Annotated in this window: 22 protein-coding genes; 10 read left to right on the top strand and 12 right to left on the bottom strand. The window is 73.0% G+C overall.

From position 1 onward, the window contains the following. Positions 1 to 25 precede the first annotated feature (25 nt). The gene (locus tag ACFVH0_RS24805) at positions 26 to 679 is read left to right on the top strand and encodes a response regulator transcription factor (protein WP_385823474.1); all 654 of its coding nucleotides are present in this window, start codon (positions 26 to 28) and stop codon (positions 677 to 679) included. 14 nt (positions 680 to 693) lie between these two features. Then, complete coding sequence (locus ACFVH0_RS24800) at positions 694 to 1,887, top strand: sensor histidine kinase (protein WP_385823439.1); 1,194 nt, start codon at positions 694 to 696, stop codon at positions 1,885 to 1,887. Here ACFVH0_RS24800 and ACFVH0_RS24795 read toward each other — a convergent pair. After that, the gene (locus ACFVH0_RS24795; protein ID WP_385823437.1) at positions 1,821 to 3,392 is read right to left on the bottom strand and encodes a VWA domain-containing protein; all 1,572 of its coding nucleotides are present in this window, start codon (positions 3,390 to 3,392) and stop codon (positions 1,821 to 1,823) included. The two genes, ACFVH0_RS24800 and ACFVH0_RS24795, sit on opposite strands and share 67 nt — an antisense overlap. A gap of 370 nt (positions 3,393 to 3,762) precedes the next feature. On the opposite strand from ACFVH0_RS24795, the gene ACFVH0_RS24790 reads away from it, so the two are divergent. Both ACFVH0_RS24790 and ACFVH0_RS24785 read left to right on the top strand, forming a co-directional pair. Continuing rightward, positions 3,763 to 5,409 carry a hypothetical protein gene (locus ACFVH0_RS24790; RefSeq protein ID WP_385823435.1) on the top strand — a complete coding sequence of 549 codons (1,647 nt, stop codon included), beginning with the start codon at positions 3,763 to 3,765 and terminating at the stop codon, positions 5,407 to 5,409. 37 nt (positions 5,410 to 5,446) lie between these two features. Further along, positions 5,447 to 5,848: an RNA-binding S4 domain-containing protein gene (locus ACFVH0_RS24785; protein WP_385823433.1), complete on the top strand. Its 402-nt coding sequence runs from the start codon at positions 5,447 to 5,449 to the stop codon at positions 5,846 to 5,848. A 3-nt stretch (positions 5,849 to 5,851) separates the two neighbouring features. Here ACFVH0_RS24785 and ACFVH0_RS24780 read toward each other — a convergent pair whose 3' ends face one another. The 4 genes from ACFVH0_RS24780 to ACFVH0_RS24765 all read right to left on the bottom strand — a co-directional run bounded on the left by ACFVH0_RS24780 (position 5,852) and on the right by ACFVH0_RS24765 (position 10,118). Then, positions 5,852 to 7,810 carry an FUSC family protein gene (locus tag ACFVH0_RS24780; protein WP_385823431.1) on the bottom strand — a complete coding sequence of 653 codons (1,959 nt, stop codon included), beginning with the start codon at positions 7,808 to 7,810 and terminating at the stop codon, positions 5,852 to 5,854. 22 nt (positions 7,811 to 7,832) lie between these two features. After that, positions 7,833 to 8,084, bottom strand: a complete 252-nt coding sequence (locus ACFVH0_RS24775; protein ID WP_385823429.1) for a DUF2630 family protein — start codon at positions 8,082 to 8,084, stop codon at positions 7,833 to 7,835. 71 nt (positions 8,085 to 8,155) lie between these two features. Continuing rightward, positions 8,156 to 9,106, bottom strand: coding sequence for an NADP-dependent oxidoreductase (locus tag ACFVH0_RS24770; RefSeq protein WP_385823427.1), 951 nt, complete (start codon positions 9,104 to 9,106; stop codon positions 8,156 to 8,158). Positions 9,107 to 9,221: 115 nt separating this feature from the next. Then, the gene (locus ACFVH0_RS24765; protein ID WP_385823425.1) at positions 9,222 to 10,118 is read right to left on the bottom strand and encodes a hypothetical protein; all 897 of its coding nucleotides are present in this window, start codon (positions 10,116 to 10,118) and stop codon (positions 9,222 to 9,224) included. Between the two features lie 118 nt (positions 10,119 to 10,236). Here ACFVH0_RS24765 and ACFVH0_RS24760 point away from each other — a divergent pair, with 118 nt between their 5' ends. Further along, positions 10,237 to 10,659, top strand: coding sequence for a hypothetical protein (locus ACFVH0_RS24760; RefSeq protein WP_385823423.1), 423 nt, complete (start codon positions 10,237 to 10,239; stop codon positions 10,657 to 10,659). A 56-nt stretch (positions 10,660 to 10,715) separates the two neighbouring features. Here ACFVH0_RS24760 and ACFVH0_RS24755 read toward each other — a convergent pair whose 3' ends face one another. From ACFVH0_RS24755 to ACFVH0_RS24740, 4 genes are all read right to left on the bottom strand, one after another. Continuing rightward, positions 10,716 to 10,874, bottom strand: coding sequence for a hypothetical protein (locus tag ACFVH0_RS24755; protein ID WP_385823421.1), 159 nt, complete (start codon positions 10,872 to 10,874; stop codon positions 10,716 to 10,718). 133 nt (positions 10,875 to 11,007) lie between these two features. Then, positions 11,008 to 11,433 carry a universal stress protein gene (locus ACFVH0_RS24750; RefSeq protein ID WP_124719759.1) on the bottom strand — a complete coding sequence of 142 codons (426 nt, stop codon included), beginning with the start codon at positions 11,431 to 11,433 and terminating at the stop codon, positions 11,008 to 11,010. A 120-nt stretch (positions 11,434 to 11,553) separates the two neighbouring features. Continuing rightward, entirely contained in the window at positions 11,554 to 12,225 is a 672-nt protein-coding gene (locus tag ACFVH0_RS24745; RefSeq protein WP_385823420.1) for an FMN reductase, read from the bottom strand. Between the two features lie 5 nt (positions 12,226 to 12,230). Then, positions 12,231 to 13,328, bottom strand: a complete 1,098-nt coding sequence (locus ACFVH0_RS24740) for an LLM class flavin-dependent oxidoreductase (protein WP_385823418.1) — start codon at positions 13,326 to 13,328, stop codon at positions 12,231 to 12,233. A 164-nt stretch (positions 13,329 to 13,492) separates the two neighbouring features. On the opposite strand from ACFVH0_RS24740, the gene ACFVH0_RS24735 reads away from it, so the two are divergent. The 5 genes from ACFVH0_RS24735 (at position 13,493) to trpS (ending at position 18,087) form a co-directional block, all read left to right on the top strand. Next, entirely contained in the window at positions 13,493 to 13,630 is a 138-nt protein-coding gene (locus ACFVH0_RS24735; protein ID WP_385823416.1) for a DUF6126 family protein, read from the top strand. Positions 13,631 to 13,668: 38 nt separating this feature from the next. Next, positions 13,669 to 15,228, top strand: coding sequence for a hypothetical protein (locus ACFVH0_RS24730; RefSeq protein WP_385823413.1), 1,560 nt, complete (start codon positions 13,669 to 13,671; stop codon positions 15,226 to 15,228). 114 nt (positions 15,229 to 15,342) lie between these two features. Further along, entirely contained in the window at positions 15,343 to 15,741 is a 399-nt protein-coding gene (locus ACFVH0_RS24725) for a VOC family protein (RefSeq protein ID WP_385823411.1), read from the top strand. Positions 15,742 to 15,935: 194 nt separating this feature from the next. Beyond that, a complete protein-coding gene (locus ACFVH0_RS24720) occupies positions 15,936 to 16,739 on the top strand; it encodes a thioesterase family protein (RefSeq protein ID WP_385823409.1) in 804 nt (267 codons plus the stop codon). Positions 16,740 to 17,031: 292 nt separating this feature from the next. Then, on the top strand, positions 17,032 to 18,087 hold the full coding sequence (gene trpS, locus ACFVH0_RS24715) for a tryptophan--tRNA ligase (RefSeq protein WP_385823407.1): 1,056 nt from the start codon (positions 17,032 to 17,034) through the stop codon (positions 18,085 to 18,087). On the opposite strand, the gene ACFVH0_RS24710 is transcribed toward trpS, so the two are convergent. The 3 genes from ACFVH0_RS24710 to ACFVH0_RS24700 all read right to left on the bottom strand — a co-directional run bounded on the left by ACFVH0_RS24710 (position 18,081) and on the right by ACFVH0_RS24700 (position 25,765). Further along, positions 18,081 to 18,671: an exonuclease domain-containing protein gene (locus ACFVH0_RS24710; protein WP_385823405.1), complete on the bottom strand. Its 591-nt coding sequence runs from the start codon at positions 18,669 to 18,671 to the stop codon at positions 18,081 to 18,083. The two genes, trpS and ACFVH0_RS24710, sit on opposite strands and share 7 nt — an antisense overlap. Positions 18,672 to 18,790: 119 nt before the next feature. Next, positions 18,791 to 20,779: a potassium channel family protein gene (locus ACFVH0_RS24705; protein ID WP_385823403.1), complete on the bottom strand. Its 1,989-nt coding sequence runs from the start codon at positions 20,777 to 20,779 to the stop codon at positions 18,791 to 18,793. A 30-nt stretch (positions 20,780 to 20,809) separates the two neighbouring features. Continuing rightward, positions 20,810 to 25,765 (bottom strand): DNA repair ATPase, encoded by a 4,956-nt coding sequence (locus tag ACFVH0_RS24700; RefSeq protein ID WP_385823401.1) that lies wholly within the window; start codon positions 25,763 to 25,765, stop codon positions 20,810 to 20,812. Positions 25,766 to 25,782 lie beyond the last annotated feature (17 nt).

Here is a 25,782-nt window from a genome sequence, read left to right as displayed (position 1 = left end):
CGTGTACGAGGCAGGGGACATCACGATGCGGGTACTGGTCGCCGAGGACGAGGAGATCCTGGCGGAGCTGATCGCCACCGGACTGCGGCGGGCCGGGTTCGCCGTCGACACGGTGTACAGCGGTGACGCCGCCCTCGCCTATCTGGGGCTGCACGACTACGACGTCGTCGTCCTCGACCGCGACCTGCCGCGGGTGCACGGCGACGACGTGGCGCGCGGGCTCGTCGCCTCCGGCTCCCGGACCAGGATCCTGATGCTCACCGCCGCCGGTTCCATGGAGGACCGGGTCGCCGGGCTCGACCTCGGCGCCGACGACTATGTGGGCAAGCCGTTCGAGTTCCCGGAGCTGGTGTCGCGGGTACGGGCGTTGCGCCGGCGCAGCGCCCGCCCGGTCCCGCCGCAGCTGGAACGGCACGGCATCCGGCTCGACACCGTACGGCGCACCGCCTCGCGGGACGGGCGGGAGCTGGACCTCTCGCCCAAGGAGTTCACCGTGCTCCAGCTGCTGCTGGAGGCGGACGGCGGGACCGTCAGCGCGGAGGAGCTGCTGGAGCGGGCCTGGGACGCCAACGCCGATCCGTTCACCGGCGCCGTGCGCGTCTGCATGAGCAAGCTGCGCGGGAAGCTCGGGGAGCCGGCCCTGATCCGTACGGTGCAGGGAGTGGGGTACGCCCTGTGAGGCCGCCGGCCGGCGTGCCGCACTCCAGGATCCGGACCAGGATCGCGCTCGTGTACGGCGGGGTGTTCCTGGTCCTCGGCACGGCGCTGCTCACCACCGTCAACCTCGCATCCCGCGCCGGTACGGACTCCCAGGCGCGTGACATCGCCCGCACCGCCGCGGTCGTCCAGCCCGGCTACGCGGTGAACGGTCCGCTGATCACCCGGCGGAGTCTCGGGCCGCCCACCGTCTACGACCTCACCGACCACGTCAGCGACGCGGCCGGTCATCAGCTGCTCATGTGGTCCGCGGCCGCGCTGCTCGTGATGACGGCCTGCGCGGTCGGCGTCGGCTGGTGGACCGCGGGGCGGGTGTTGCGGCCGGTGCACGCCATGACCGCGAAGGCGCGCCGGCTCTCCGAGCACAATCTGCACGAGCGGATCGCGTCCAGCGGCCCCGACGACGAGCTGAAGGAGCTGGGCGACACGCTCGACGCGTTGCTGGCCCGGCTGGAGAAGGCGTTCGACAGCCAGCGGCGGTTCATCGCCAACGCCTCCCACGAGTTGCGGACCCCGCTCGCCACCCAGCGGGCCGCGATCCAGATCGGCCTGGACGACCCGACCCCGGAGGATCTGGTACGGACCCGGCAGACGCTCCTGGACAACAACCGGCGCAGCGAGCGGCTCATCGAGGGGCTGCTGGTGCTGGCGCGCAGCGAGCGCGGGCTCGCCGAGGGCGAGCGGGAGGCGGTGGATCTCGCGCGGGTGGTGGCGGAGGAGACGGCCCGGCACCCGGGCGTGGAGGCCGCCACCGGGCGCTGCACGGTGCGCGGGAACCGGCTGCTGCTGGCACAGCTGGTGGCGAATCTGCTGGCCAACGCCGTCACGTACAACGTGCCGGACGGGACGGTGGACGTGTCGCTGGAGACGGCCCGCGGCGTGGCGCTGCTGAAGGTCCGCAACACCGGGCCGGTGGTGGACGCGGCGGACATCCCCGGGCTGTTCGAGCCGTTCCGGCGGGGTGAGGGCAAGGACCGGATGGGGCGCGGGTCCGGCCTGGGCCTGTCGATCGTGCGCTCCATCGCGGTGGCGCACGGCGGTACGGTCACGGCGGTGCCGGGCCCCGAGGGCGGGCTCGCCGTGACCGTACGGCTGCCGGTCGATCAGTCGGCGGTCACCGTTTCGCGGGCGGCGACCCAGGCGGGGAGCGCGGCGAGGACCTCGCGGTAGAACGTGGCGTCCGCGACCTCCCGGGGCGCGGGGCCCGCGTGGAAGAACCCGGCGTTCGGGGCGTCCAGCTTGCGCAGGAAGTCGAAGCCCTTGGCGTCCTCGTCGCCGAACGCGACGAACTGGAAGAACAGCGGCAGCCGAGCCGCGTCGGCCAGCGCCTGCCTGGCGGCCTGCTTGGCGTCCGGCGGGCCGTCCGTCTGGAAGATCACCAGGGCGGGGCCGGTCGCACCGGACTTCTCGTAGTGCGCGACGACCTCTTCGACGGCGCGCTGGTAGTTCGTACGGCCGAGGCGGCCGAGGCCCGCGTTCAGCTCGTCGATCCGGCCCTCGTGGTCGGCGAGGCCGACCGTGCCGGTGCCGTCGATGTCCGTCGAGAAGAAGACCACGGGGACGGTCGCGTCCTCGTCCAGGTGTGCGGCGAGCGCCACCGTGCGGTCGCCCAGGTGCTGGGCGCTGCCGTCCTTGTAGAACGGCCGCATGGAGCCCGAGCGGTCGAGGACCAGGTAGACGGTGGCGCGCAGCCCGGTCAGCCCGTGCGCCTTCAGCCCGGCCTGGGCCGCCTTGTACGAGTCGACGAGCCCGGGAGCCCGCGACTTGACCTTGGCGAGGGTGAGAGCGGGCTTGGGGGCGGGGGTGGTCGTGGCGGTGGCCTCGGCGGTTGCGGCTGCCGGAGCGGGCTCGGGCTCGGCTGCGGGAGCGGGCTCGGGCTGCGCCTCCGGCTCGGTGGCCTCGGCCCTGACCTCGGGTTCGGGCTGCGCCTCCGGCTCGGGGGCGGGGGCGGGGGCGGGCTCCGGCTCGACGGCCGCCTTGGTCTCGGCCTCGGCTTCGACCTTGACCTCGACCTTGACCTCGGCCTCTTCCTGCGTCTCGACCTCGGCCTTGACCGGCTCCGGTGCGGGCTCCGGCTCGACCTCGGCCGCCACGGGCTTCGACTCCGGCTCGGGCTCCGACGCCGGCTCGGCCCGGGCCACGGTCGGCTCGACCTCGACCTCGGCGGCGGCCTCGGCGGCCTCTACGGTCACTACCGTCTCGGCGGCCTCGGCGGTCTCCACCTTCTCCGCGGCCTCGGCGGCCTCCGGCTTCTCCGCGGTCTCGACGATCTCGGCGGCCTCGGCGGCCTCCGGCTTCACCGATTTCGGCTTCGCGGCCTCCGCCTCCACCTCCGTCGACTCCGGCTTCCGGGCCGAGCCCTGGGCCGGGACCGTGGGGACGGACGCCTTGTCGAAGGCGGCGGCCACCAGGTCCGAGGCCAGGCCGCCGACGTCGCCGGCGGACCGGGGAGAGGCGGGTGCCGGGACCGAAGCCTTGGTGGCCGGGGCGTTTTCGAGCACCGGGGCCGGCTCCTCGGCCGGCTCGTCCGCCGTGGCGGTCGCGGTCGCCGTCATGGCCGGCTCCGACTCCGAGGGCGCGGTGCGTTCGGTCTGGGGCGGGACCGTGGCCGTCGGCGCGTCCTGCTCCGCGCGGTCACGGCCGAACACCTTGCGCAGCAAGCTCCGAATGCCCATGGGCGAGGCCTTTCGCGTGAGTTGGGTGCGAGAAATGTCCGACCTGCGGAAATTGATCCCTGGCCAGGGCGGATACGTAAGGTTAGCGGCCGGATCCGGCCCTTCGGTGGCGCGGCCCGCCCGTGTGGAAACCGAACCGCAACCGATCCCCGAACGAGTCCTGTGCGCATGCCGTGCGGGCCTGATGTACGTCGTTCAAATGTGCGCACCCGGTCCCGAGTTGCCTTGTTAACGTGAACGGACGGTGTGCCCGACGCAAAGTCGGGCACACCGTTGTCCGTTGTCCGGCAGCGTTACCAAGAAGGGCTCCCGCATGGGGAAACCAACCCGTAGAACACGTTTTGCCGCCTGCGCCGTCGCGGCGGGTGCGATGCTTTCCGGCCTCGTTCCGGCGGCCGGTGCCGCCGCCGTTCCGGCGTCCGCCCCGCCGTCCTCGGTGCGGGCCGCCGACGACCCCGTACCGGGCAACGAGGGAATGCCGGACGACGGGTTCGACAACGAATCCGAGGGCGAACAGGACGACTTCGCCGGAACCGGAACCGGAACCGGAACCGCGGCGGGCAGGGAATCCGCTTCCGTCGCCCCGGGTGTCTCCGCCCTCGCCGCCCCCGTCCCCGGCCGGGCCGCCGACTTCAAGTTGGCGAAGGGCACCGACATTGCCGGTCTTGTCACGAAACTGGACGCCGCGCTGCCCAAGCAGGGCCTCACCGAGCTGATGGAGCAGGCCAATCGGCCGGCCGACTGGGAGGGCGCCTGCGGAACCGCCGGTATCTACGGTTCCGATCTGGCGGTCAACCACCGCATCTGCTGGCAGAGCGACGACGCCACCTCCTCGGAGTGGGTGCCGCAGGCCATCACCGGCGTCTCGGACGCGCAGGAGGACGAGGACTGGGGCACGTCCAACGCCGAGCCGATCGCGGTGGCCGGTTACGACGCGGAGAACCCGGGCCGCAGCGACTATCTCTCGGGCCGTGACAACTGCCTGCTGAGCCCGGCGTCGGACGCCTGCAACGAGAAGGGCATCCGGGTCACCTTCTTCAACCAGGCGACCAAGATGTACCGCCATGTGCTGCTGGTCTGGCCGTACATGAACTCCAAGGACCACATCTCCTTCGACGCGCTGCACGCCCGCGAGGGCAAGTGCCTCGCCGAGGTGACGTCCTCCTGCGCCGCGCAGAACGGCATCCACGCCGGTGGCATGGTCTGGTACGGCAACTACCTGTACGTCGCCGACACCGCCAACGGCATGCGGGTCTTCGACCTGCGCAAGATCATGGACCTCAACCCGGACAACAAGGCCGACGTCGACGACCCGACGCCGGACGGGCTGGTCAGCAACGTCACGGACAAGAAGCGGGTCGGCCGGCAGAACAACGTCTGGTACGGCTACGGCTACCGCTACGTCATGCCGCAGGTCGCCACGCTGAAGTTCACCACGGCGAAGAACGGCGGGACCACCAGCGGCAACCAGTGCTACGCCACCGGCCGCCCGAAGGCCTCGTACATCTCGCTGGACCGCACCGACACCGACCACATGGTCCTCGGTGAGTACTGCAACACCAACAACGGCGGCACGAGCCCCGGCCGCGTCGGCACGTACCCGATGACCGCGCTGACCGCTGCCGTCGAGGGCGCCACCGGCGCGACCGCCTCCGCCGATCTGGCCTACGGCCTGCCGACCGGCGACAAGTTCAACAACGAGGCGCTGTGGCACAAGATCCAGGGCGTCACCCGGTACGAGGGCAAGTGGTACTTCCACCGCAGCAACGGCTACGACAACGGCCGGCTGCTCCAGGCCACGCCGGGCACGGTCGACGGAACGTCCCAGCTCGTCGGCAACGCGAAGACGCTGGAGTCGGCGTTCGGGCCCGAGGACTTCTACCTGGCGCACGGACGCGGTGACGGCTTCGCGCCGCAGCTGTGGTCGCTGAGCGAGCACGCGCCGAGCAAGTGCGGGGCGTGCAAGCGCGAGGTGTACAGCTACAACATGTCGGAAGTGATCAGCGACTTCGGCTGATCCCCACGAGCCCATGACAGGCCCTACAGTCGGAGACATGGTTTCCGGTGAGGCGCCGCAGGCGGAGGGCAGCGTTCGGGTCGACGTCTGGATCTGGTCGGTCCGGCTGACGAAGACCCGTTCGCAGGCCGCTGCCGCCTGCCGCGCGGGTCATGTGAAGGTCGCGGGCGAGCGCGCCAAGCCCGCCCAGACGCTCCGCGTCGGCGACGAGGTACGGCTCCGGCACGCCGGACGCGACCGCATCGTGGTCGTGTCGAAGATCGTCAAGAAGCGGGTCGGCCCTCCGGTGGCGGCGGAGTGCTTCGTCGACAACAGCCCGCCCCCGCCGCCGCGCGAGGCGGCGATCCAGGTTCCGGTACGGGACCGGGGCGCGGGCCGCCCGACCAAGCGGGACCGGCGCGAGATGGAACGGCTGCGGGGCGCCGGCCCCACCGGCTGACCGTCAGGGCTGGGGCGATGCGATCGCCCTGGCCGCCGCCACCTCCTGGCGCAGCGGAGCCAGTACGCCCTCCTCGTCGCCGGGAAGCTCGGCGCGCACCCCCACCAGCACCTCGCTGGCCCGTATCCCCTCGGCCAGCTCCCGCAGCTGCCGCCGGACCTCCGCGACCTCGGCCGGCGGCGGCTCGGGCGCTCCGTGGTTGACCCGGACCCGGGCCGCCGTCGTCGCGTCCACGATGCGTTCGACCGCGACGACCAGCGGCCACCAGGCCGCGGCCCGGGTGCCGACCGGCGGCGGCTCGGTCAGGGCGCGCTGGAATTCGGAACGTACGACGGACAGGTCGCGGTAGATCCGGCGCCGGGCCCGCACCCGCTCCGCCCGGTCGCCGGTCCCGCCCGGCTCGAACGCGTACGCCACGTAGTCGGCGATGTCCGCCACGGCGTCCGCGAGCCGGTGGCCGATCCGTACGTGCCAGCTCTCCGGCCACAGCAGATAGCCCGCCACCAGCACGATCACGCAGCCGATCAGGCTGTCCAGGAAGCGCGGCCAGACCAGGTGGAAGCCCTGGTGGTTCAGCAGGTCGGACAGGAGCAGGATCACCGGGGTGATGGCCGCGGTCTGGAAGGCGTAGCCCTTCGCGGTGAGCGCCGGGATCAGCGCGGCGAGCACCACCATCACCGGCACGTCCCACCAGCCGACCGGCACCGCGGCGAGCACCGGCGCGGCGACCACGAGCCCGGCCGCCGTGCCCACCGACCGCAGCACGGCCCGCGAGAACACCGAGCCGAAGTCCGGCTTGAGGACGAAAGTGACGGTCAGCGCCACCCAGTACGAGCGCGGCACCGGGATCAGCGAGGTCAGCGCCTGGGCCAGACCGATGCACAGGGCGAGCCGCAGCCCGTACCGCCAGGAAGCCCCGGAGAGCAGTACGTCGCGGGTGGCCCGCCGGATCCGTACCCCGAGCACGGCGGGGCGGCCGAGCCGGTCGTCGACGTTGTACGGGTCGGGGTCGGCCTTGTGCACCACGACCGCCGCGTGCCGCAGGGCACTGTCCACCGCCCGGGTGGCGGGCGAGTCCGGTGCGGGCAGGGTGAGTTCGGGGCGGCCGGTGCGGCTCTCCTCGACGGCGGCGGCCAGTTCGCGCACCGCCGCCGGGATCTCGTCCGGGAGCGGACACCGGCGCACATGGACGGCGGGGGCCGCCTCGACGAGCGGGATGACGACGTTGAGCTGGGCGAGCAGCCGCACCATCGCGTTGCTGCGGCCGTGGTAGCGGGCCCGGCGGGCCAGGATCAGGTCGTACGACGTGTTGAGGGACTGGGTGACGGCCTGGCGCTGCTCCTCGTACGCGTCGGTGCCGGCGGCGGCGAGCAGGTCGGCGACCGCGAGATAGGTGCCCGCGACCGCGACCCGCTCCGGGAGCTTCCGGCGCAAGGGCCAGGCCAGCAGGGTCAGGGTGAGCACGAACAGGCCGCCGACCGTGAGCAGCAGCGGTGCCACCCACCAGGGCTGCGGCATCGGGAGCCCGGCGCCGACCACCGCGTTGAGCAGGAGCAGCAGCCCGGACACCGAGGCGATCGCGCCGATCGTCGACATCATCCCGGAGACCAGGCCGACCAGCGTCAGCGCGGCGACGGCCCCCCAGCCGGTGCCGTACACCAGCGTGCCGAGCATGATGCCGAGCGCGCCGAAGAGCTGTGGCACGGCGATGTTGAGTATCCGCATCCGGTACGCGTCGGCGGTGTCGCCGATGACGCCGGAGAGCGCGCCCATGGAGACGAGCGCGCCGTACGCGGGGCGGTCCAGCGCGAAGCCGACGGCGAGCGGCGCGGCCAGCGACACGGCGGCACGGGCGACGGCCGCCCAGCCGATGGGCGTGGTGGACTGCGGGCGCAGCCCGCTCAGCAGCCAGGGGGGTGGCGTCGCCCGCCGCCGTCCGGATCCGGCCTCGGTGTCGGTCAACGCGTCCCCCTGAGTCCTGCGTTCAGCCGCGGTAGCCCTCGACCTCGTCGGCGGGTCGGACCTTCGCCGCGGACGGGTCCTCGCCGAACTCGCTCAGTGCCCGGCGCTGTCGCAGCAGGTCCCAGCACTGGTCGAGCCGTACCTCAACGGTACGCAGCCGGGACTTCTCGTCCTCGCTGAGGCCCAGTTCCCGGGTGGAGCGGTCGCGCAGGCTCCGTTCCTCGGAGATGAGTCCGCCGATGTCGTCGATGATGTCGCGTTCCCGTTCGTCCATGACGTCTCTGCTCCTTCGGAAGGTGATCGGGGGAGGCGATGGGTGGAGGCGATCGGTGTACGGGCGGTGGGTCAGAGCACGATGACGGTCTTGCCGCGTGCGCCGCCCGTCCGGTTCCGGTCGAGGGCCTGCGGGGCCTTCTCCAGCGGGAGTTCGATGTCGACGGGAACTCGCAGCACGCCTTCGGCCGCGCCCGCGGCCAGGACGTCGAGCAGCACCGGGGTGGGTTCGAGCCGGAAGTCGATCCCGGTCACGCCCGCGGGCAGGGCGGCCCCGGTGGCGACGCCCCGGGTGGTGAGGGCGATGCCGCCGCCGCGCACCAGGGCGGCGTGCGAGGCGAAGGCGTCCGCAGCGGTGGAGACCAGGTCGACCAGTGCGTCGACGCCGTCCGGGCAGCACTCCCGTACCGCCGCTTCGAGCGGCCGGTCGGTGATGTCGATGGTGACGGCGGCGCCCAGCTCCGTCATCCGCCCGTGTTCGTCACCGCGCACGGCGGCGATCACGCGTATGTCGCGGGCCGAGGCGAGCTGGGTCAGATAGCTGCCGACGCCGCCCGCCGCGCCGATGACCAGCAGGCTCTCGTGGCCGCGGAGCACCGCGATCTCCAGGATCTGGGCGGCCGCCATCCCGGCGGAGGGCAGCGCCGCCGCGGCCCGCAGCGGGAGGCCGGGCGGTACGACGGTGATGGCGGAGTCCTGCGGTACGGACACGTAGTCGCAGTACGTGCCGCCACCGGCCGCGTTCGGCCGGGCGACCCGGCCGAAGACCTGGTCGCCGACCCGGAACCGGTTCTCGCCGCTGCCGATCATGTCGACCCGGCCCGCGAAGTCCACCCCGACGACCATCGGGAACACCCGGGGGGCCGGTCCGTCGTCCGGGGTGCCCCGGGTGGCCTGCCAGTCGGACGGGTTGAGCGCGGCGTACTCGATCCTGACCCGGACCTCCCCGGCCTCCGGCTCGGGCTTGGGTATCTCCACCAGTGCGGGGTCGGCCCGGAACGCGCCGACGGCTATGGCTCGCATGCGGAAGACCTCTCAGTCGCCCCCGATCCGGCAGTCATCAGAACCACTGTTCCCCGGCCCGCCCGCCGCCGCACGTCGAGCGCGAGGCCCCCCGGGCGGCCGCTCGGGGGCCGGATCATCCCGTGCCCGGACCGGGCTTTCCCCGGGCCACCCGCAGCCGCACCAGCACCGCGCACACGGCCACCGCCAGCCCCACGCCGAACACGGTCCACACCGTCGTGCGCAGCGAGCCGGTCAGCGCGTCGTACACCGCCGCCGCCCCCGCCGTCTCACTGTCCGGCACCTCGGACAGCACCCGGTTCCGGGCGTACGCGAGCACCGCGCGCAGCACCAGTGCCCCGAGCGCGAGGCCGAGACCGGTCACGGCGGTGGCGGACAGTGCGGCGGGCCGGGAGCGTCTGCGCCCCGGCCCGCCGCCGCGCAGCCAGGCCACGGCCACGGCCAGGACGGCGACCACGAGCGTGGCCACGGCCGGCCAGATGCTGCCGGTGCGCAGCAGGCGGAAGGTCTGACGCAACTGGTCGGCGCGGTCGGCGGAGATGAGCGTGATGTCGGTGTGCTGGACCGGAATCCGGTCGGCGAACGGCACCCCGTTCTCCTCCAGATTCCGTTTGACCTGCTCGGTCACGGGCGCCAGGTCGATGGTCACGGCCTCGCCGGTGTTGCCGTTCAGGGCGGCGGTGACGGCCTTGTGGGCGGTGCGGTTGGCGGCGTTCCAGGCGTCCTGGAAGGCGTCGGTGGTGGTGAAGGAGAGCACTGCCTGGCGCAGGAAGTCCCGCACCGTGTCCTGGAGCGGCCCGGCGTCGATCTGCTTCATCGCCCCGTCGGTGATGAGATCGGTGACGGTGCTCTGCACATCGGGGTCGGAGGCGAGCGGGGCGACCGCGTCGACGTAACGGTCCGTGTTGTCGATCTCCAGATCCACCCAGGCGGACAGCGCGCCGACCGGCACCAGGACGGCCAGCAGCACCACCAGTGCCGCCGAGAGATACGCCGAGAGATACGTCCGCACCCTCCCAGGGAATCCCGCGGACGGGCGGCGCGCCCCGGGCCGTACGCCATCCGAGTTGCCGGGCGGCGCGGCCGGGTGTGCCCTGGAAGGAAAAGGAGCCACGGAAGGAGAACCCCGCATGTCCACACACGCGGCAATGCCGTCCCGCGGACGGACCCGGCCGAGGTCACACGCGCGCGGGCAGAGCGCGCTCTCCTGGGCGATCCCCGTCACGCTGGGTGCGGCGTACGGCCTCTACGCCTCGTTCATCCTCCGCAACAACGGCGCGAGCGGTTACCGGCAGTTCTGGTACGGCCTGATCACCGCGGTGGTGCTCGCCGCCCTGTGCTTCGTACTGGGCCGGATCCAGCACACCATGCTGCCCCTGGTGCGGGCGGCGGCCTACGGCGCGCTGACCGCGGCGGCGATCGGCCTGCTGGTCGGGCTGACCGATTCGAGCGTGCTGAGGTCCTCCGCGCTCGGACTCGCGGTCGGCCTGGGGATGTTCATCACCACGTTCTACATCTACTACACGCACGAGGACATCCGCCCCCGTGCGTGAACGCGGGTGGCACGCGCCCGCCTGTGCCGCCCCCGACGACCTGCCGCGCCCCGCTGTCAGCCGTTCGCCGGCGGCGGGGCGCACGACATCACCGCGTGCACCGTGGTGGCCCGGGTGAGGTCCGCCACGACCTGGCCCGCGTCGGTGTGCGACATGTCGCGGGAGCGGTCGGACGGTCCCGCGGTGACCGGGGCGGTGATGAAGCTCTCCGCCACCTGGCCGTTGCTGCCGCGCCGTTGCGGCCCCACGGCCGGCCGGGGCGCGTGAGAGCCCGGCGTCCCGGACCGGTACGAGAAGGGCGGGCCCGCGCACGTTCGTGCGGGCCCGCCCTCTCTCACGTCCGGTCGGTCACGCGTCGCGCACGACCGTCACCGGGCACGGTGCGTGCTGGGTGACGTGGAGGCTGACCGAGCCGAGCAGGGTCGCCTTGAAGCCGCTGTAACCGCGTGCCCCCACCACGAGCAGGTTCGCGCCCTTGGCGCGGTCCAGCAGGGACTGGGCCGGGTTGCCGATCACCACGATCTTGCTGACCGCCGCGGCGCCCTCGGCGCCCAGGGCCTCCTCCAGTGTCTCGGTGAGGGCCACGGTCGCCAGGGCCTGCGGGTCGAAGTCCTCCGGCATGCCGGGCATCATCGACGCCCAGCTCGTCGCGGGGTACTCCCAGCTGTTGACGGCCTCCACCGTGTCACCGGTCAGCTCCGCCTGGCGTACGGCCCAGTGCAGCGCCTTGACCGACGACTCGGAGCCGTCCACGCCCACCACGATCCTGCCCATCTCTGCCTCCAGCTCGTTCCGGCTCAGTGCGCAGAGGCGCCGTACGTACCGAAAACCCCGCACGGCGCATCTTTCGCTCCAACTCTAATCAAACCGGACAGAGCTTCGGACGGCGGGTCCTCAGTCCAGACGGAGGTCGGCGAGCTGCTGCTCGAACGGCACCACCTCGTCGTCCAGCCCGAGGGTCCGCCGCGCCCCGGAGGCCGCCCGGCCGCCCGTGATCATGGCCGCGAGCTCGCCGCCCGCCCGCCGGATGCGGGACGGCAGCCCATCGGTGTACTCGTCGCCGGACGAGCCCCAGTCCTCCGAGGCCGCGTACACGGACGTCGGTACGACGATGGCCCGCAGATAGGCGAAGAGCGGGCGCATCGCGTGCTCCAGGACCAGCGAGTGGCGGGCGGTGCCGCCGGTCGCCGCGATGACGACGGGCTTGCCGGTCAGCGCCGTGTTGTCGATCAGGTCGAAGAACGACTTGAACAGCCCGCTGTACGACGCGGTGAACACGGGCGAGACGGCGATCAGTCCGTCCGCCTCCGTCACCTCCTTGATCGCCGTGTCCAGGGCGGCCGGCGGGAAGCCGGTGACCAGGTGGTTGGCGATGTCGACGGCCAGGTCGCGCAGTTCGATCACCCGGACCTCGACCGTGCGGTCCTGCTCGGTCAGCAGCCGCTCACGGGCGGCGCCGGCCAGTCGCTCGGCCAGCAGCCGGGTCGAGGACGGGCTGCTCAGCCCGGCCGACACGGCGACGATGCGCAGGGGCTCGGTGGCGAAGACGCCGGACGTGGTGGACACGGTGGTCAGGCCTCCTTCGTGGCGGCAGTGGCGGTGCGGGCGGCGACGGCCGGGTGGACGGGCGCGGAGTCCGGAACCCCGGCCGGGCGCAGCGCGGCGAACTCCTTGCGCAGCACCGGGACGACCTCCTCGCCGAGGATGTCGAGCTGCTCCAGGACCGTCTTCAGCGGCAGTCCCGCGTGGTCCATCAGGAACAGCTGGCGCTGGTAGTCGCCGACGGCGTCCCGGAAGGACAGGGTCCGCTCGATGACCTCCTGCGGGGAGCCGACGGTCAGCGGGGTCTGCTGGGTGAAGTCCTCCATCGAGGGCCCGTGCCCGTAGACCGGCGCGTTGTCGAAGTACGGGCGGAACTCCCGTACCGCGTCCTGCGAGTTCTTCCGCATGAAGACCTGGCCGCCGAGGCCGACGATGGCCTGCTCGGCGGTGCCGTGCCCGTAGTGCGCGTACCGCTGCCGGTACAGGTTCACCATCTTCTTGGTGTGCTCGATGGGCCAGAAGATGTTGTTGTGGAAGAAGCCGTCGCCGTAGTACGCGGCCTGCTCGGCGATCTCCGGCGAGCGGATCGAGCCGTGCCAGACGAACGGCGGGACGCCGTCCAACGGGCGCGGGGTCGCGGTGAAGGACTGCAGCGGCGTACGGAACTTGCCCTCCCAGTCGACGACGTCCTCGCGCCACAGCTTGTGCAGCAGGGCGTAGTTCTCGATGGCGAGCGGGATGCCCTGCCGGATGTCCTTGCCGAACCACGGATAGACCGGACCGGTGTTGCCGCGGCCCATCATCAGGTCGACACGGCCGTCCGCGAGGTGCTGGAGCGTCGCGTAGTCCTCGGCGATCTTCACCGGGTCGTTGGTGGTGATCAGCGTGGTGGACGTGGACAGGATCAGGTTCTCGGTGCGGGCGGCGATGTAGCCGAGCGTGGTCGTCGGCGAGGACGGCACGAAGGGCGGGTTGTGGTGCTCGCCGGTGGCGAAGACGTCCAGGCCGACCTCCTCCGCCTTCTGCGCGATGGCGATCGTGGCCTTGATCCGCTCGTGCTCGCTCGGCGTCCGGCCGTTCGTCGGGTCGGTGGTGACATCCCCGACGGTGAAGATCCCGAACTGCATGGCGCCCGCCTCCAGAAACCTAGTTTGGTTGAACGTTGAACTATTTGAACACACCCTACAACGGAGCACCACCCCGGCCTATTCCACGGGGGCGCTGCGGGGCGGTGCGTACCCTGGACGGGGCGCGCGGCCGGGCACGGCCCGCGCCGGACGGAGGCAGGACTGTGAGCCAGGGAAGCGAGAGCGAACGCTGGAAGGAGCGCGGCGTGGCGCTGCGCGTCTTCGTCTACGTCTTCGCCACGCACCTCTTCGCGGGCTTCATCTGGATCCTGTTCTACGTCGGCGAGCACGCCAAGAAGTGACGAGCACGCCGACAAGTGAAATGAGCGGGGCGGGGGACATGACCGGTACCACACGGGTGCGCCTGGACACGGTGCTTGCGGCGGACGACGTCTGGAGCGCCCTGTCCGCCCTGGCCGAGGACGCCCCGGCCGACCTGCCCGCCGAGATCGCCGCCCGCCACGGCCGGGCGGCGAAGGACGAACGGCGCCACCTCACCTGGCTCCTCGGGGCCGTCGGCGAACCGGCCGTCCCGGTGTTCCGTCGTCTGCTGGCCGAGAGCGACGACGACGGTGCGAAGGAGCTGCTGGGCACGATGGTGCAGCGCGGACTCCGCGTTCCGGCGGCCGAGCTGCACCGGCTGGCCGAGCGGCTGGGCCCGGTCGAACCGCTGGTGGACGCGATGGGGCTGTCCGCGGACGCCGGCTTCGCGCCGTACCTCGGCGGGCTGCTGGACCACGAGCGGCTGCGCGGGCGCGCGGCCGTTGCGCTGGGACGGCTCGGCGCACGGGAGTGGACGGTGCCGGTCGCGCAGCGCCTCCCCGGCCTGACGGGACTGGTGCGCGGCTTCTTCGTCGTGGCCCTGGAACTGCTGGACGACCCCGCCGCGATACCCCACCTCCTGGAGGAGCTGGCGGACGACCGGGCCCCGGCGGCGGGCGATGTGCACCACGCCCTGGTCGCGCTGACCCGCCAGGACCCGCTGCTGCCCCTGACGCCCCCCGACGGCGACCACGCCGAGCAGCTGCGCCGCGTCTGGTCCGGGCGCCGGCTCGACCGCCCGGGCCCGCCGTCGATCGGCCCCGTCGCACTCGACTCGCCACGCCGGGCACGCTTCACGCTCGACGACGGCCGGGGCAGGGTCCGGATCGACTACGACCCGCCCCCGCTCGGCTCGTCCTGGCCCCGCTGGGGCAAGTCCCTGCGTATCGACGGGGAGCGGGTCTACCACGTCGGATCGGACTGCGGCACCTGCGAGACGACGATGTCCCTGCTCGGCTGGCCGCCCCGAAAGGCCAGGGAGAGCGCGGACCGCCTGCGCGCCGCACTGGCCGACATCGACGGCCTGGACTCCGGCGCCCTCGAAGCGCTCGCCCCCCTCATCGAGGAGCTGCCGTCCGGCCACTACCGCGCCCACCTGGCCGACCTCGCCCTGGAGCGGGTGAGCGACCCGGCGGCGTCGTGGTGGTTCCGGCGACGCGAGCTGCGCGGGAGCGAGGACGACGAGCCGTACACCGAGGACCCCCTCGACGACTGGCCGGGCACCGACCACTTCCAGCTGCGCGACCGTATCCCCGGCGAGGCCCCGACGTACGGCGTGCTGCTCCCGTCCCAGCCGCTGGACGCACTCGACGCGGACACGGTGGCCCGGTACACCTCGGCGATCACGGCGGGCCACCGCCCCGCCGCCCTGGCCCTCGCCTGGGTCGAGGACGTCCACGTGGCGGCCGAGCACCCCGAGCGCTTCCTGGTCGCCGCCGTCCTGGACGGCCATCACCGGCTCGCCGCCTGCGCGGCGGCCGGCGTTCCCGCGAGGGTCCTCCTCCTGTCGAGGGCGGAGGACAACTGGGGCCCGGCGGGCTGGAGCGAGGCGTTCGACGAGGTGCTGGGGCAGTTGTAGGACGGACGGCGCACAGCGGTGCGCCCCGGGACCGATGCGGACGGGAATCCCGCCCGCCTACGCTGCGGGCCCGGGCGCGCACAGGGCGGGCCCGCAGCCAGGCAGGAGCCCGCCGTGCCGTTCACCGGACAGACCCACATCCGCATCGCCCGGCCGTCCCGCGACCTGGCCGTCGCCGAGCGGTTCTGGGCGGACGGCCTCGGGCTGGACGTGCTGTGGCGCGCCGAGGCGGAACGGGCACCCGGCACCCACGACCTGTTGATGGTCGGCCACCCGGACGCACCCTGGCACCTGGAACTCGTCCGCGGCGGCGAACCGCACCCCACCGACGAGGACCTGCTCGTCCTCTACCTGGACGGGCCCGTGCCCCAGGAACTGGTGGACCGGCTGGAGGAACACGGCGGCAGGCGGGTCGCGTCGCCGAACCCGTACTGGAACGAGTGGGGCGTCACCGTGGAGGACCCGGACGGGTACCGCCTCGTCCTGTGCCGACGCGGGTGGTCCAACGGCTGACGGTCCTGCCGGGGCGGGCGCGACGAACGGCGAAACGCCGCCGCCCGGGCCGGTTCCCGACGGCGCCGATCCGTGGTCCTGCCCGACCGCTTGTGCGTGAGATCACGGTGCCCGGCGAGGGCCGCGCTCCCTACGATGCGTGGTGGATGCAGCTGTTCCGTGCATCACCTGCCCTGTTCAAGGAGACGGATCCCGTGACCACAGGCGTCGCCGCACGCGAGAGCTACTACGAGCGGACGGGCGAACACTCCTACAAACCCACGGCTCACGCGGGGGGCGCGTGGAACACCGACGAACAGCACTTCAGCCCGCTGGCCGGGCTCGTCGTGCACGCCCTCGAACGGCACCTCAGTACGCGGCCGGGGAATCTCGTCCTCGCCAGGATCAGCTACGACATCCTCGGCCGCATCGCCCTCGACGAGTGCGAGATCACCGTTGAGACCGTTCGTCCCGGCCGGACCATCGAACTCCTCGAAGCGACCGTGGCCATCGGCGGGCGTCCGGTCGTCCGCGCCCGTGCCTGGCTGCTGGCGTCCCTGGACACCTCCTCCGTCGCCGACAGTCCCCACGAGCGACTTCCCGTCCCCGAGGAACTCACTCCCTGGCCGATGAGCGAGAGGTGGGACGGAGGCTACATCTCGTCCATCGACGTCCGCCGAACGCCTCCGCTCCGCAAGGGACGCGCGGTGGCCTGGGCGTCCTCGCCCGTCGGCCTGGTCGCGGGCGAGCCGATCGGTTCCCTCGCCTCGTACATCGCGCTGGTGGACATCGCGAACGGCATCGCCGTCCAGCAGGACCCCACCGAGTGGATGTTCCCGAACCTCGACCTGACGATCCATCTGCACAGACAGCCGGAAGGACCGTGGACCGGGCTGGACACCACCACCGCTTTCGGCCCGTCGGGACAGGGACTCACCAGCAGCGTCCTGCACGACCTCCGGGGGCCCGTCGGCCATGCCGAGCAGATCCTCACCGTCCGCCCGCTGTCCGCCGACTGAACCGCGTCTCCCGGCCGTCGCGCGGCGAGGCGTTTGTTCCGGCAGCTACGGGGCGCGGAGCGGGCCCGGAAAGACGGGTGGGCGGGGCCCGGTTCCGCTAGGCTCGGGTCATGACCTCCGTGCTGTGCCGAAACCGGTGGCGCTCCTTCTAGGAGCGGCCACCTCCCCTCTGCACGGAATCCGGGCCGTTCGATATGGACGGCCCTTTTCCCTGCCCTCGTACGGGTACGGATGCCGGTGGTCACGGCGGGCCGTCCTCCACGCAACCAGCACTCGCGAGGAGAGAAACCCCATGAGCAGCACCGTCACCATCGCATCGCCCGAGCAGCGCGCCGCCGAGCTGGAGGCGCGGATCCGGCAGGCCCCGGAGAAGTTCCGGGTGATGACCGGGGACCGGCCCACCGGGCCCCTGCACCTCGGGCACTACTTCGGCACCCTCCACAACCGGGTGCGGCTCCAGGAGCTCGGAGTGGACGTGTTCGTGATCATCGCGGACTATCAGGTGCTCACCGACCGGGATCTCGCCGACCGGCTCGGTGAGCACATGGAGGGGATGCTGCTGGACTATCTGGCCGTCGGCATCGACCCGGCGCGGTCCACGGTCTTCAACCACAGCGCCGTGCCCGCGCTCAATCAGCTGATGCTGCCGTTCCTGAGCCTGGTCTCCGTCGCGGAGCTGAACCGCAATCCCACCGTCAAGGACGAGATCGCGCATTCCCGGCAGTCGGCCGTCAGCGGGCTGATGTTCACCTATCCCGTGCACCAGGCCGCCGACATCCTGTTCTGCAAGGGGAACCTCGTCCCGGTCGGGCAGGACCAGCTGCCGCACCTCGAAGTCACCCGGACCGTCGCCCGGCGCTTCAACGAGCGGTACGGGGCGGTCTTCCCGGAGCCGGACGCGCTGCTCTCCGACGCGCCGCTCCTCCTCGGCACCGACGGCACCAAGATGAGCAAGAGCCGGGGCAACTCCATCGCGCTGGGCGCCGACGCGGACGAGACCGCCCGGCTGATCAGGACGGCGAAGACGGATGCCGAGCGGCACATCACGTACGACCCCGAGAACCGGCCCGGGGTGTCCTCGCTGGTGCTGCTGGCGGCGCTCTGCCTGGACCGTGACCCGCACGCCGTGGCCGAGGAGGTCGGCGGGGGCGGTGCGGCCGGCCTCAAGCGGACCGTGACCGAGGCCGTCAACAGCCGGATGGCACCGATCCGGGCCCGGCGGGCGGAGTACGCGCGGGACATGGGGTACGTACGGTCGGTGCTCCGGGCCGGGAACGAGCGCGCCAACGAATGCGCGGCGGCGACGCTGGAGGAGGTGCGGGGCGTGATGGGCGGCGTGCTTCAGTAGCGCGTCCGCCCGTCGGCGGTGGGTTCCGGCCAGGCGCCCCGGGCCGCGACGTCCAGGATCAGGGCGGCGATGTTCCACGCGTCGTCGGCGCCGCTGTGGTGACGGCCCTCCAGGGGGAGGCCGGCGATCTCCAGGGCCTGGGCCATGCCGGGGCGCTTGCGCAGGCCGTGGGCGGCGGTGAAGGGGAGCTTGGCGTTGGTGTGGCGGTGGCCGAAGGGGTACCGGGTGCCGGTCGCCCGGCACTGGCGGGTGAACTGGTTGCGGTCGTAGTCGCCCCAGCTCGCCCAGGGGCGTATGCCCGCCCGGTGCTCCGTCGCCAGCAGGCGGCAGGCCTCGGCGAAGGACACACCCGTGTCCACCTCGGCCCGGGTGAGGCCGGTCAGCCCGGTGCAGAAGGGGCTGACCGTGGACCGGGCGGGCCGGACCAGGATCCGGTGGCGGGCGAGCCGCTCCGCCGCGCGCAGGTCGAGGACCGTCAGACCGATCTCGATGATCTCGCTCACCGCGCCCGGGGGCGGCTGCCCGTCCCAGCAGGTCGCCTCGATGTCGATCACGTTGAGGAGGTCGGGGGAGTCGGTGTCCATGGGCGGCAGGGTAGGTGGAGGGGCGCGTGCCGGGCATCCGGATTTCGGCGTCCACCGGCCTTCCCGCCAGGCTGCTCCGGCGTTCGGTCAGTTCTCCTGGCGCGCCCGCCGTGTCTCCGTCACGCCCCCGGGGCCACCCGGAGTCGTCCGCGCAGCAGTTCGGCCAGGCCCCGGCGGGTGGCGGCGATCACCACGCGGTCCTCGGGGCGCAGTACGTACCCGGGGTGCAGGTCCCAGACCAGGCCGGACGGGTGGTCCGGGGTGGCCGTGGTGGGGGCGGCCAGGTCCGGGCGGCGGTCGCCGGGCGGGGTGGCGTCCAGGGCCAGGACCCGCCAGGCGCCCGCCCGGAACGCCTGCTCCACCGTGTGGCCCTCCAGCTGCCGGTGGCCGGCCACCTCTACCGCCGCGAACAGCATCACCTTGCGCTCGACCGGGATCGCACCCAGGATCTGACGGCCCATCATGGCCACCGCGAAGGCCGGGGCCGCCAGATGGGAGACGGAACGGGAGCGGGTCACGGCCTGGGGGTGGGCGGTGCGCAGGGTGCGGTAGACGGCGGTGGCGAACTCGTCGTCGTACAGCCGCAGCGCCACCCGCAGATCGGGCTTGACCGAGCGGGCGTAGAGGGCCGCCTCCAGGTTGGTGGTGTCGACGCTGGTCAGGGCGAGCAGTGCGCGGGAGCGCTGGATCTTCGCCGCCTCCAGCACGCCTTCCTGCGTGACGTCACCGAGGACCACCGGTACGTGCAGCCGGCGGGCGACCGGGATGCCGCGCGCGTCCGGGTCCTCCTCCACGCACACCACGGGGATGCCGAGTTCACGCAGCCGGACGAGGACCCGGGTGCCGATCTTGCCGAGCCCGAGCAGCACCACATGGCCGGAGAGTCCGCGCGGCGGGCGGCGCAGGGAGGAGGCCGTGCGGAGCGAGCCGAAGGCTTCCAGGACGCCCGCGACGAGGAGCGGGAGCAGCATCAGACCGGCCACGCCCGAGAGGATCTGGATGATCTGGCGGGCCGTCTTGTCGCCGATCGCCGGGTCGCCCATCGCGAAGAGGTCGAGCAGCGTGAGGTAGGTGGCGTGCAGGGGGTCGTCGCCGGTGGTGATCGTGGAGGCGATGGCCAGGCCGAGCACGGCCAGGCCGACACCCAGCGCGGACCAGCGCAGCCGCCGTGAGAAGACCTGGCCGAGCGGCGCGCCCCGGCCGCCCATCCGGGGCGGTGGTCCGGGCGGCCCGGCCTGGCTGACCGCCTCCAGGACCACCGTGCCCCGGCCCGTGGCGGCGGCCACCTGCCGTTCGTCGGGCAGCAGCCGGGGGCCCTCGTCGCCGCTGCTGTCGGAGCCCTCGGTGCCCGCCGGGTCATGGGTGGTGGAGGAGAGCAGCGCGAGGGTGCACAGGCCGGGGTCGGCGATCTGGCCGCCCCCGGGCGGGGTGCGTTCGGCGGCGCGCAGCAGCAGGCCCTCCGCCTGGATGACCTTGCTGGAGCCGGTGAGGACGGTGGCCGCGAGGGCGGGGGCGGCGGTGTCGGCGTCGGAGAGGACGGTGGTGGAGGCGTCCAGGGCGGCCCGGTCCAGGCCGGGGGCGGCGACGGCGGCGGCCTGGTCGAGCAGTGTCTCCAGGTGCTGGCCCAGCTTGCGGTTGTAGAGCCGGATGACCAGCCGGAGGCGGGGATTGAGGCGGCGGGCGGTCAGCGCGGCGCGGATGTTGCGCTCGTCGTCGTCGTACACCAGGGCCAGGGCGGCGGCCGAGGCGACGCCCGCCTCCTCGAACGCCTCGTCGGACGGCTCCGCCGCCGCCAGGATGCGGACCGGGTCGACCCCGGCGTTGGTGTCGTCCCCGAGCGAGTCGGCCCCGCCGCTGCCGCCGTTGCGGGCCATCGCCGACGACATCCGGCCGAACAGTGCCGACGCCAAACCCCGCCCGGTCAGCGGGAGTTCGGGTGCGCGGGCGTCACGGCCGGGCGGCAGGACGAGGGTGACCCGCTCCCCGTACACGTAACGCAGCTCGACGGCGAGCCGCCGGGCCAGTGCGTCGTCGCCGCAGACGACCATGTGTCCGCTGAACGGGGAACGTTGGGGCTGCTGGGGAAGTGGGGGCACAAGTCCCAGCATGCCTTGCTCCTCTCCTCCGTGGGCGTCCGGTCAGCGATCTTCTGCCGGTCCGGCGGGCGGGGAAGCCGCGTGCCGGGCCTGCGGGTTGGTGAGCACATGGCGCGGGTCGGCCACCCGGACGATCGCCGACTCGACCGCCGCGACCCGGTCCGCGAGCAGCCCCAGCGCGGCGACGGCCCGGGTCATCGGGTCGCCGTCCGGGCCGCCGAGGGCCTGCGTCCGGACGTAGGAGGTGGTGATCGCGGACCAGCGCGCGGACTGTTCCGGGGTGAGCCGGCCGCGCAGCGCGGCGAGCTTCAGCAGGTTCGACTCCGCGCCGGTGGTCAGCGTCTGGGCCTCGCCCGTGTAGTGGTCGTCGATGACGTCGGACAGCTCCGCGTCGTTCATCACCGGCACGATCCGTTCGGCGATCTTGTTCATGTTGCGGTACGAGCCCTGGAGCCGGAACGGCGGTTCGGTGCGCGTCGCGTCCGTCTGCGCGGCCGACGCGATGTACGCGGCGTTCACGGCCAGCACCGTGTCCCGGGCGGTCAGCAGATGGCGCAGCACCGCGACGATCCGGTCCACCTCGGCGGGGGTGTACGGGTGTTCCAGCCGGTCCGTGCGTGCCGCGCTGTCGCCGGAGGCCAGCCGTACGAACAGGGCGAGATCCGCGCGGGAGCGCCCGGCGAGCGGTGCCAGCACCGGATTGGCGGTCAGCGCGTTCTCGACGAAGCTCAGCGCGAAGACGTCCTCGCGGCCGCTCAGCACCTCGCCGAGGTTCCACACGTCGGCCCGGTTGGCGAGCATGTCCGGGATCCGGAACCGCTCCCCCGACTCCGTGTACGGGTTGCCCGCCATGCACACCGCGAACCGTTTGCCCCGCAGGTCGTGGCTGCGCGGCTCGCCGTCCCGCACGCCCTCGATCCGGCGGGTCGCGTCGCAGAGCGGGATGAACTTCTGGAGCAGTTCGGGCGAGGTGTGCTGGATGTCGTCGAGGTAGAGGAGCGTGTTGTTGCCGGACTCCAGCGCGAAGTTGATCTTCTCGATCTCCTGGCGGGCGGTCGCGGTGCGGGCCTGGGCAGGGTCGAGCGAGGTCACGTCGTGGCCCAGGTTCGGGCCGCTGATCTTGACGAGGACCAGGCCGAGCCGGTCGGCGACGTACTCCATCAGCGTCGTCTTGCCGTAGCCGGGCGGCGACACCAGCAGCAGCAGGCCCTGCGAGTCGGTGCGCCGGTCGGCGTCGGCGGTGCCGAGCTGCTTGGCGAGGCTGTCCCCGATCAGCGGCAGGTACACCTCGTCCAGCAGCCGGTTGCGGACGAACGCGGACATGACGCGCGGCCGGTGGTCGTCCAGCCGCAGCCGGGCCCGCTCGGCGTTCACGAGTGCGGTGCGCCGGCGCTGGTAGGCGCGGAACCCGGGGACGGCCTCGGTGCGGAACCCGGCGGTGCGGGCGAGGAGTTCGTCGATCCGGACGGTCAGCGTGCCCCGGTCGATGCGCGGGTGGGTGCCGAGCAGCCCCTCCACCCGTGCGGTCGGCGGAGCCTCGCAGTCGTACCGGCCGAGCACCGGCTCCGGGCAGAGCTCCACGGCCACGGCCTCCGCGAGATCGCCCGCGTCGATCCCGCCGCCGCTCGCGGTGGCGTACGGGGCGAGCCAGCCCTCGACGAGCTGGCGGCGGGCCGGAAGGTCGTCGCCCAGCGCGGCGAGATCCTCGTCGTACGCCGAAGTCCCGGTAGTGCGCCGGAACTTGTCCAGGAAGGTGCGGACGGCGGCGCTGGTGACGAATCCCTCCGGGCCGCTGGTCAGCTCCTCGAAGAGGTACGCGGCGACGGCGGCCGGGGCCTCGCCCCCGATGACGGCCGCCCACTCCTCCTGGAGGGCGTCGACGGCCGGGGCCAGGCCGAAGGTCTCACGGGCGCGGGCCAGCGAACGGGCCCGCCGGGTCCATGAGGTGCGCCGCGCCTCGTCCGCGCCGTACGCCCAGAAGAGTTGAGCAGTTGCCCGGACGGCGGGCGGGCAGCGCAGCAGTCCGGCCCCGGCGTGCAGCCGCAGCAGGGCGGTGAGGATCGCGGTGGCGTCCTCGTCGTGGACGCCGCGCTGATAGCCCTCGTCGTACGCGGCGGCTGCCGACTCCCGTACGAGGGCGGCGAGTTCGGCCGGGGCCAGGGCGGCGAGGGTGTCCGCGCCCCGCTCGTCCAGGAGCCGGGCGGCCAGGTGCTCGCCCCGGTAGACCTGCGGGGACTCCGAGGGGAGGGTCTGCTCCCAGTACGGGCGGGTCGCCTCGAACTCCGGGTCGGTGACCGGAGCCCGGTAGTCCGTGCCGGTGAGGGCGAACGCGAGCCGGTCCCCGTGCGGGACGAGCGTCAGGTCGAAGGGCTGGGTGTTCACGGCGAACCGGTGCCGGCCCAGCCGGATCGTGGCGCCGCCGTCCGCGTACAGCTCACTGCGGTCGCGCAGCGCCCGCCCGGCCTCCTGGCGGGCGGCCAGCAGCTGCCCGTCGAGTTCCTCGGCCCGCACCGGATCACCGAGTCCGCGCAGCTCGTCGGCGGTGCGGCGGATCCTGGCGGCCATCGGGTCGGTGGCCAGGAAGGTGTTCACGGCGTCCAGGTCGGGCAGCGCGGTCAGCCGCCGGGAGACCGTCTCCAGGACCCGGGCCGCCGACTGGGCGAGCCGCTCGGCGCGCCGGGCGCGGGCGTCCTGGAGGGTCTGCTTGCGGGCCGAGAACGCCTCGTACACCTCCGTCCGGCGCTCGGCCAGCTCGGCGAGGAAGTCGTCGAACTCCGCGAACCGCGACTCCAGGTTTTCCAGCTGGAGCAGCAGCCTGGAAAGTTGATCGTCGCAGGCGTCCGGGGTGTCGGCGGCGGCGATCGCCCCGGTGACGGCCTGACCGAGCAGGGCGAACTCGGCGGCGAACTCGGCGCGGCCCTCGTGGTCGAGGAGTTCGCGGCGGCGGGCTTCGAGGGTGGCGCGGGCCCGGTTGACCCCGCCGAGCACCCCGGCGATCCGCTCCAGGATCGACGTGCGCACCGTCGTGTCCCCGATGTCGAGGCCGGCGACGACCTCCGTGACGGTGCTCAGCCCGTCCGTCATTCCGCTCAGCCGGTCGCCGAGCGCCGACGCGTCCGCGACGGTGGCGAGCCCGGACGCCTCGGCGGTGAGCCGGGCGATGTCTTCGTGGTAGCCGGCGAAGGCGTCGTCCCGGCCGAGGAATGCGACGGCGCGCTGACCGGCCGATTCGAGGTCGGCGGCGGTCTCGGCGGAGAGTTCACCGATGCGCCCGGTGTCCGCGTACCGCATCTCGGCCAGTGTCGCCAAGTGGCCGTGGGCGCGGCGCAGTTCGGTGAGCTGGTCGACCCAGCCGGCGGCCGAGCGCGGAGCCTCGCCCCGGATGCGGCGGACGAGTGCGGTGAGCCGGTCCGCCGTCTCGCTGAGCGCGTCGGCGGCCTGCCGGGTCAGCTCCCGTACGGTCTCGAACTCGGTGAGCACCTGCTCGGCGGTCGCCTTCAACTCCGCCAGCGGAGCCGCGAGTTCACCGAGTTCGGCATCGGTGAGCCAGTGGTAGCGGTCGGTGGCCCGGGTGCAGTCCGCGACCAGCTGCGCGTACACGGCGGCGGTCGGCGTGGTCTCGGCGGCGCTGTGTGCCAGCGCCAGGCAGTCGGAGATCCCGCGCACCAGATCGGCGTTGCCGACCCGGGCGAGCGGGCCGGTCCCGGCGGGGCGGGCGGCCGCGTGGGTGTCGGAGACGTACGGGGTCCGCCAGCGCTGCAAGGGGTGGACCCGGGCCGGTTCGTCGCCGGTGGCGGTGGTGCGCAGCAGGACGAGGGTGCCGTCGTCGAGCAGGGCGTGGCCACGGCCCTGGAGCGGGGTGGCGACCTCCTGCCGGATCAGGTTGTAGGGCAGCAGCAGACCACGGCCGTCGTCGGGGGAGCGGAAGACGTAGAGGACGTCCTCGCCGTTCGGGGAGCGGACCGCGCCCTCGAAGACCGGGTCGGTGAGCGGCTCGGCGATGTCGAAGGTCTTGGCGGTGCCGGTGGTGAGGTAGTAGCCGCCGGGGAAGATGATCCCCTGATCCTCCGGCAGCCGGTGGCAGGCCGGTCCGATGCCGTCGAGCCGCAGCACGGTGCCGAGCAGCGTGTTGAAGACCAGGTGGCGCCAGGACTCCTCGTTGTACGGGCGTACGCGGAGCAGGACCAGCGGCCCGATCGTCGCGTGCTCGACCTCCGCGTCGGCCAGCGACTGGAGGGGCTCGGCGACCGGCTCCCGGTAGATCCCGTCCGGGGTGTCGGTGTCGTTGACCGTCTTGACGGTGAGGGTGCCGCCGAGGGTGTCCACGTAGAGCGGGGCGCTGTCCGGGCCCTCCCCGCCCACCGCGATGTGCGGGTGGCGCCCCAGCACGTGCGACTCGCGGCCGGCGGCGGTCCAGGTGAAGTCGTGCGAGGGCGGGAAGACATGGTCGCGGTCGCCGCGCGCGTCGAGGAAGGCGCCCGGCGACCCGTCCGGGGCGAGCGCCCAGCGCAGCACCCGGATGCCGTCCGCGCTCTCACCGGTACGGAAGACGGCGAGCAGCTTCCCGTCCACCAGGCGCAGCCGCAGCAGCCGGGCGTCGCGGTAGTAGCGGTGCAGCGCGGTGAACTCGCGTACGAAGTCCTCGTCGGCCGTCGGCCCGCCCTGGACCTGCTCCCCCAACTCCGGCCCGTACAGGGCGAGTACGTCGGCCACCTCGGCCGGGTCGGCCGCCCCCGGGCCGCGCTCGAAGCCGAACAGCAGCCGGCCACCGACGGCCACCAGGTCGCGGGGGACGGCCGGCTGCCCGGTGCGGATGCGCTCGGTGCCGGTGAGCCGGAGCTCGGTGGAGCCGAACTCCTCGGTGCGGCGGGCGTTCAGCTCCGCGGCCCGGCGCGCCAGTTCGGCGGCCCGGTCGCCGAGCCGGCGGCGCAGCACGTCGTACGTCCCCGCGTCCACGGGGCCGCCGGTGGGCGCTGCGGTCGTGGTGTCGGTGTCCATGCGTACGACTCTCCCTG

It is taken from the genome of Streptomyces sp. NPDC127117, assembly GCF_042677325.1.
Classification (GTDB): domain Bacteria; phylum Actinomycetota; class Actinomycetes; order Streptomycetales; family Streptomycetaceae; genus Streptomyces.
This window is presented reverse-complemented; position numbering and strand designations above follow the sequence as displayed.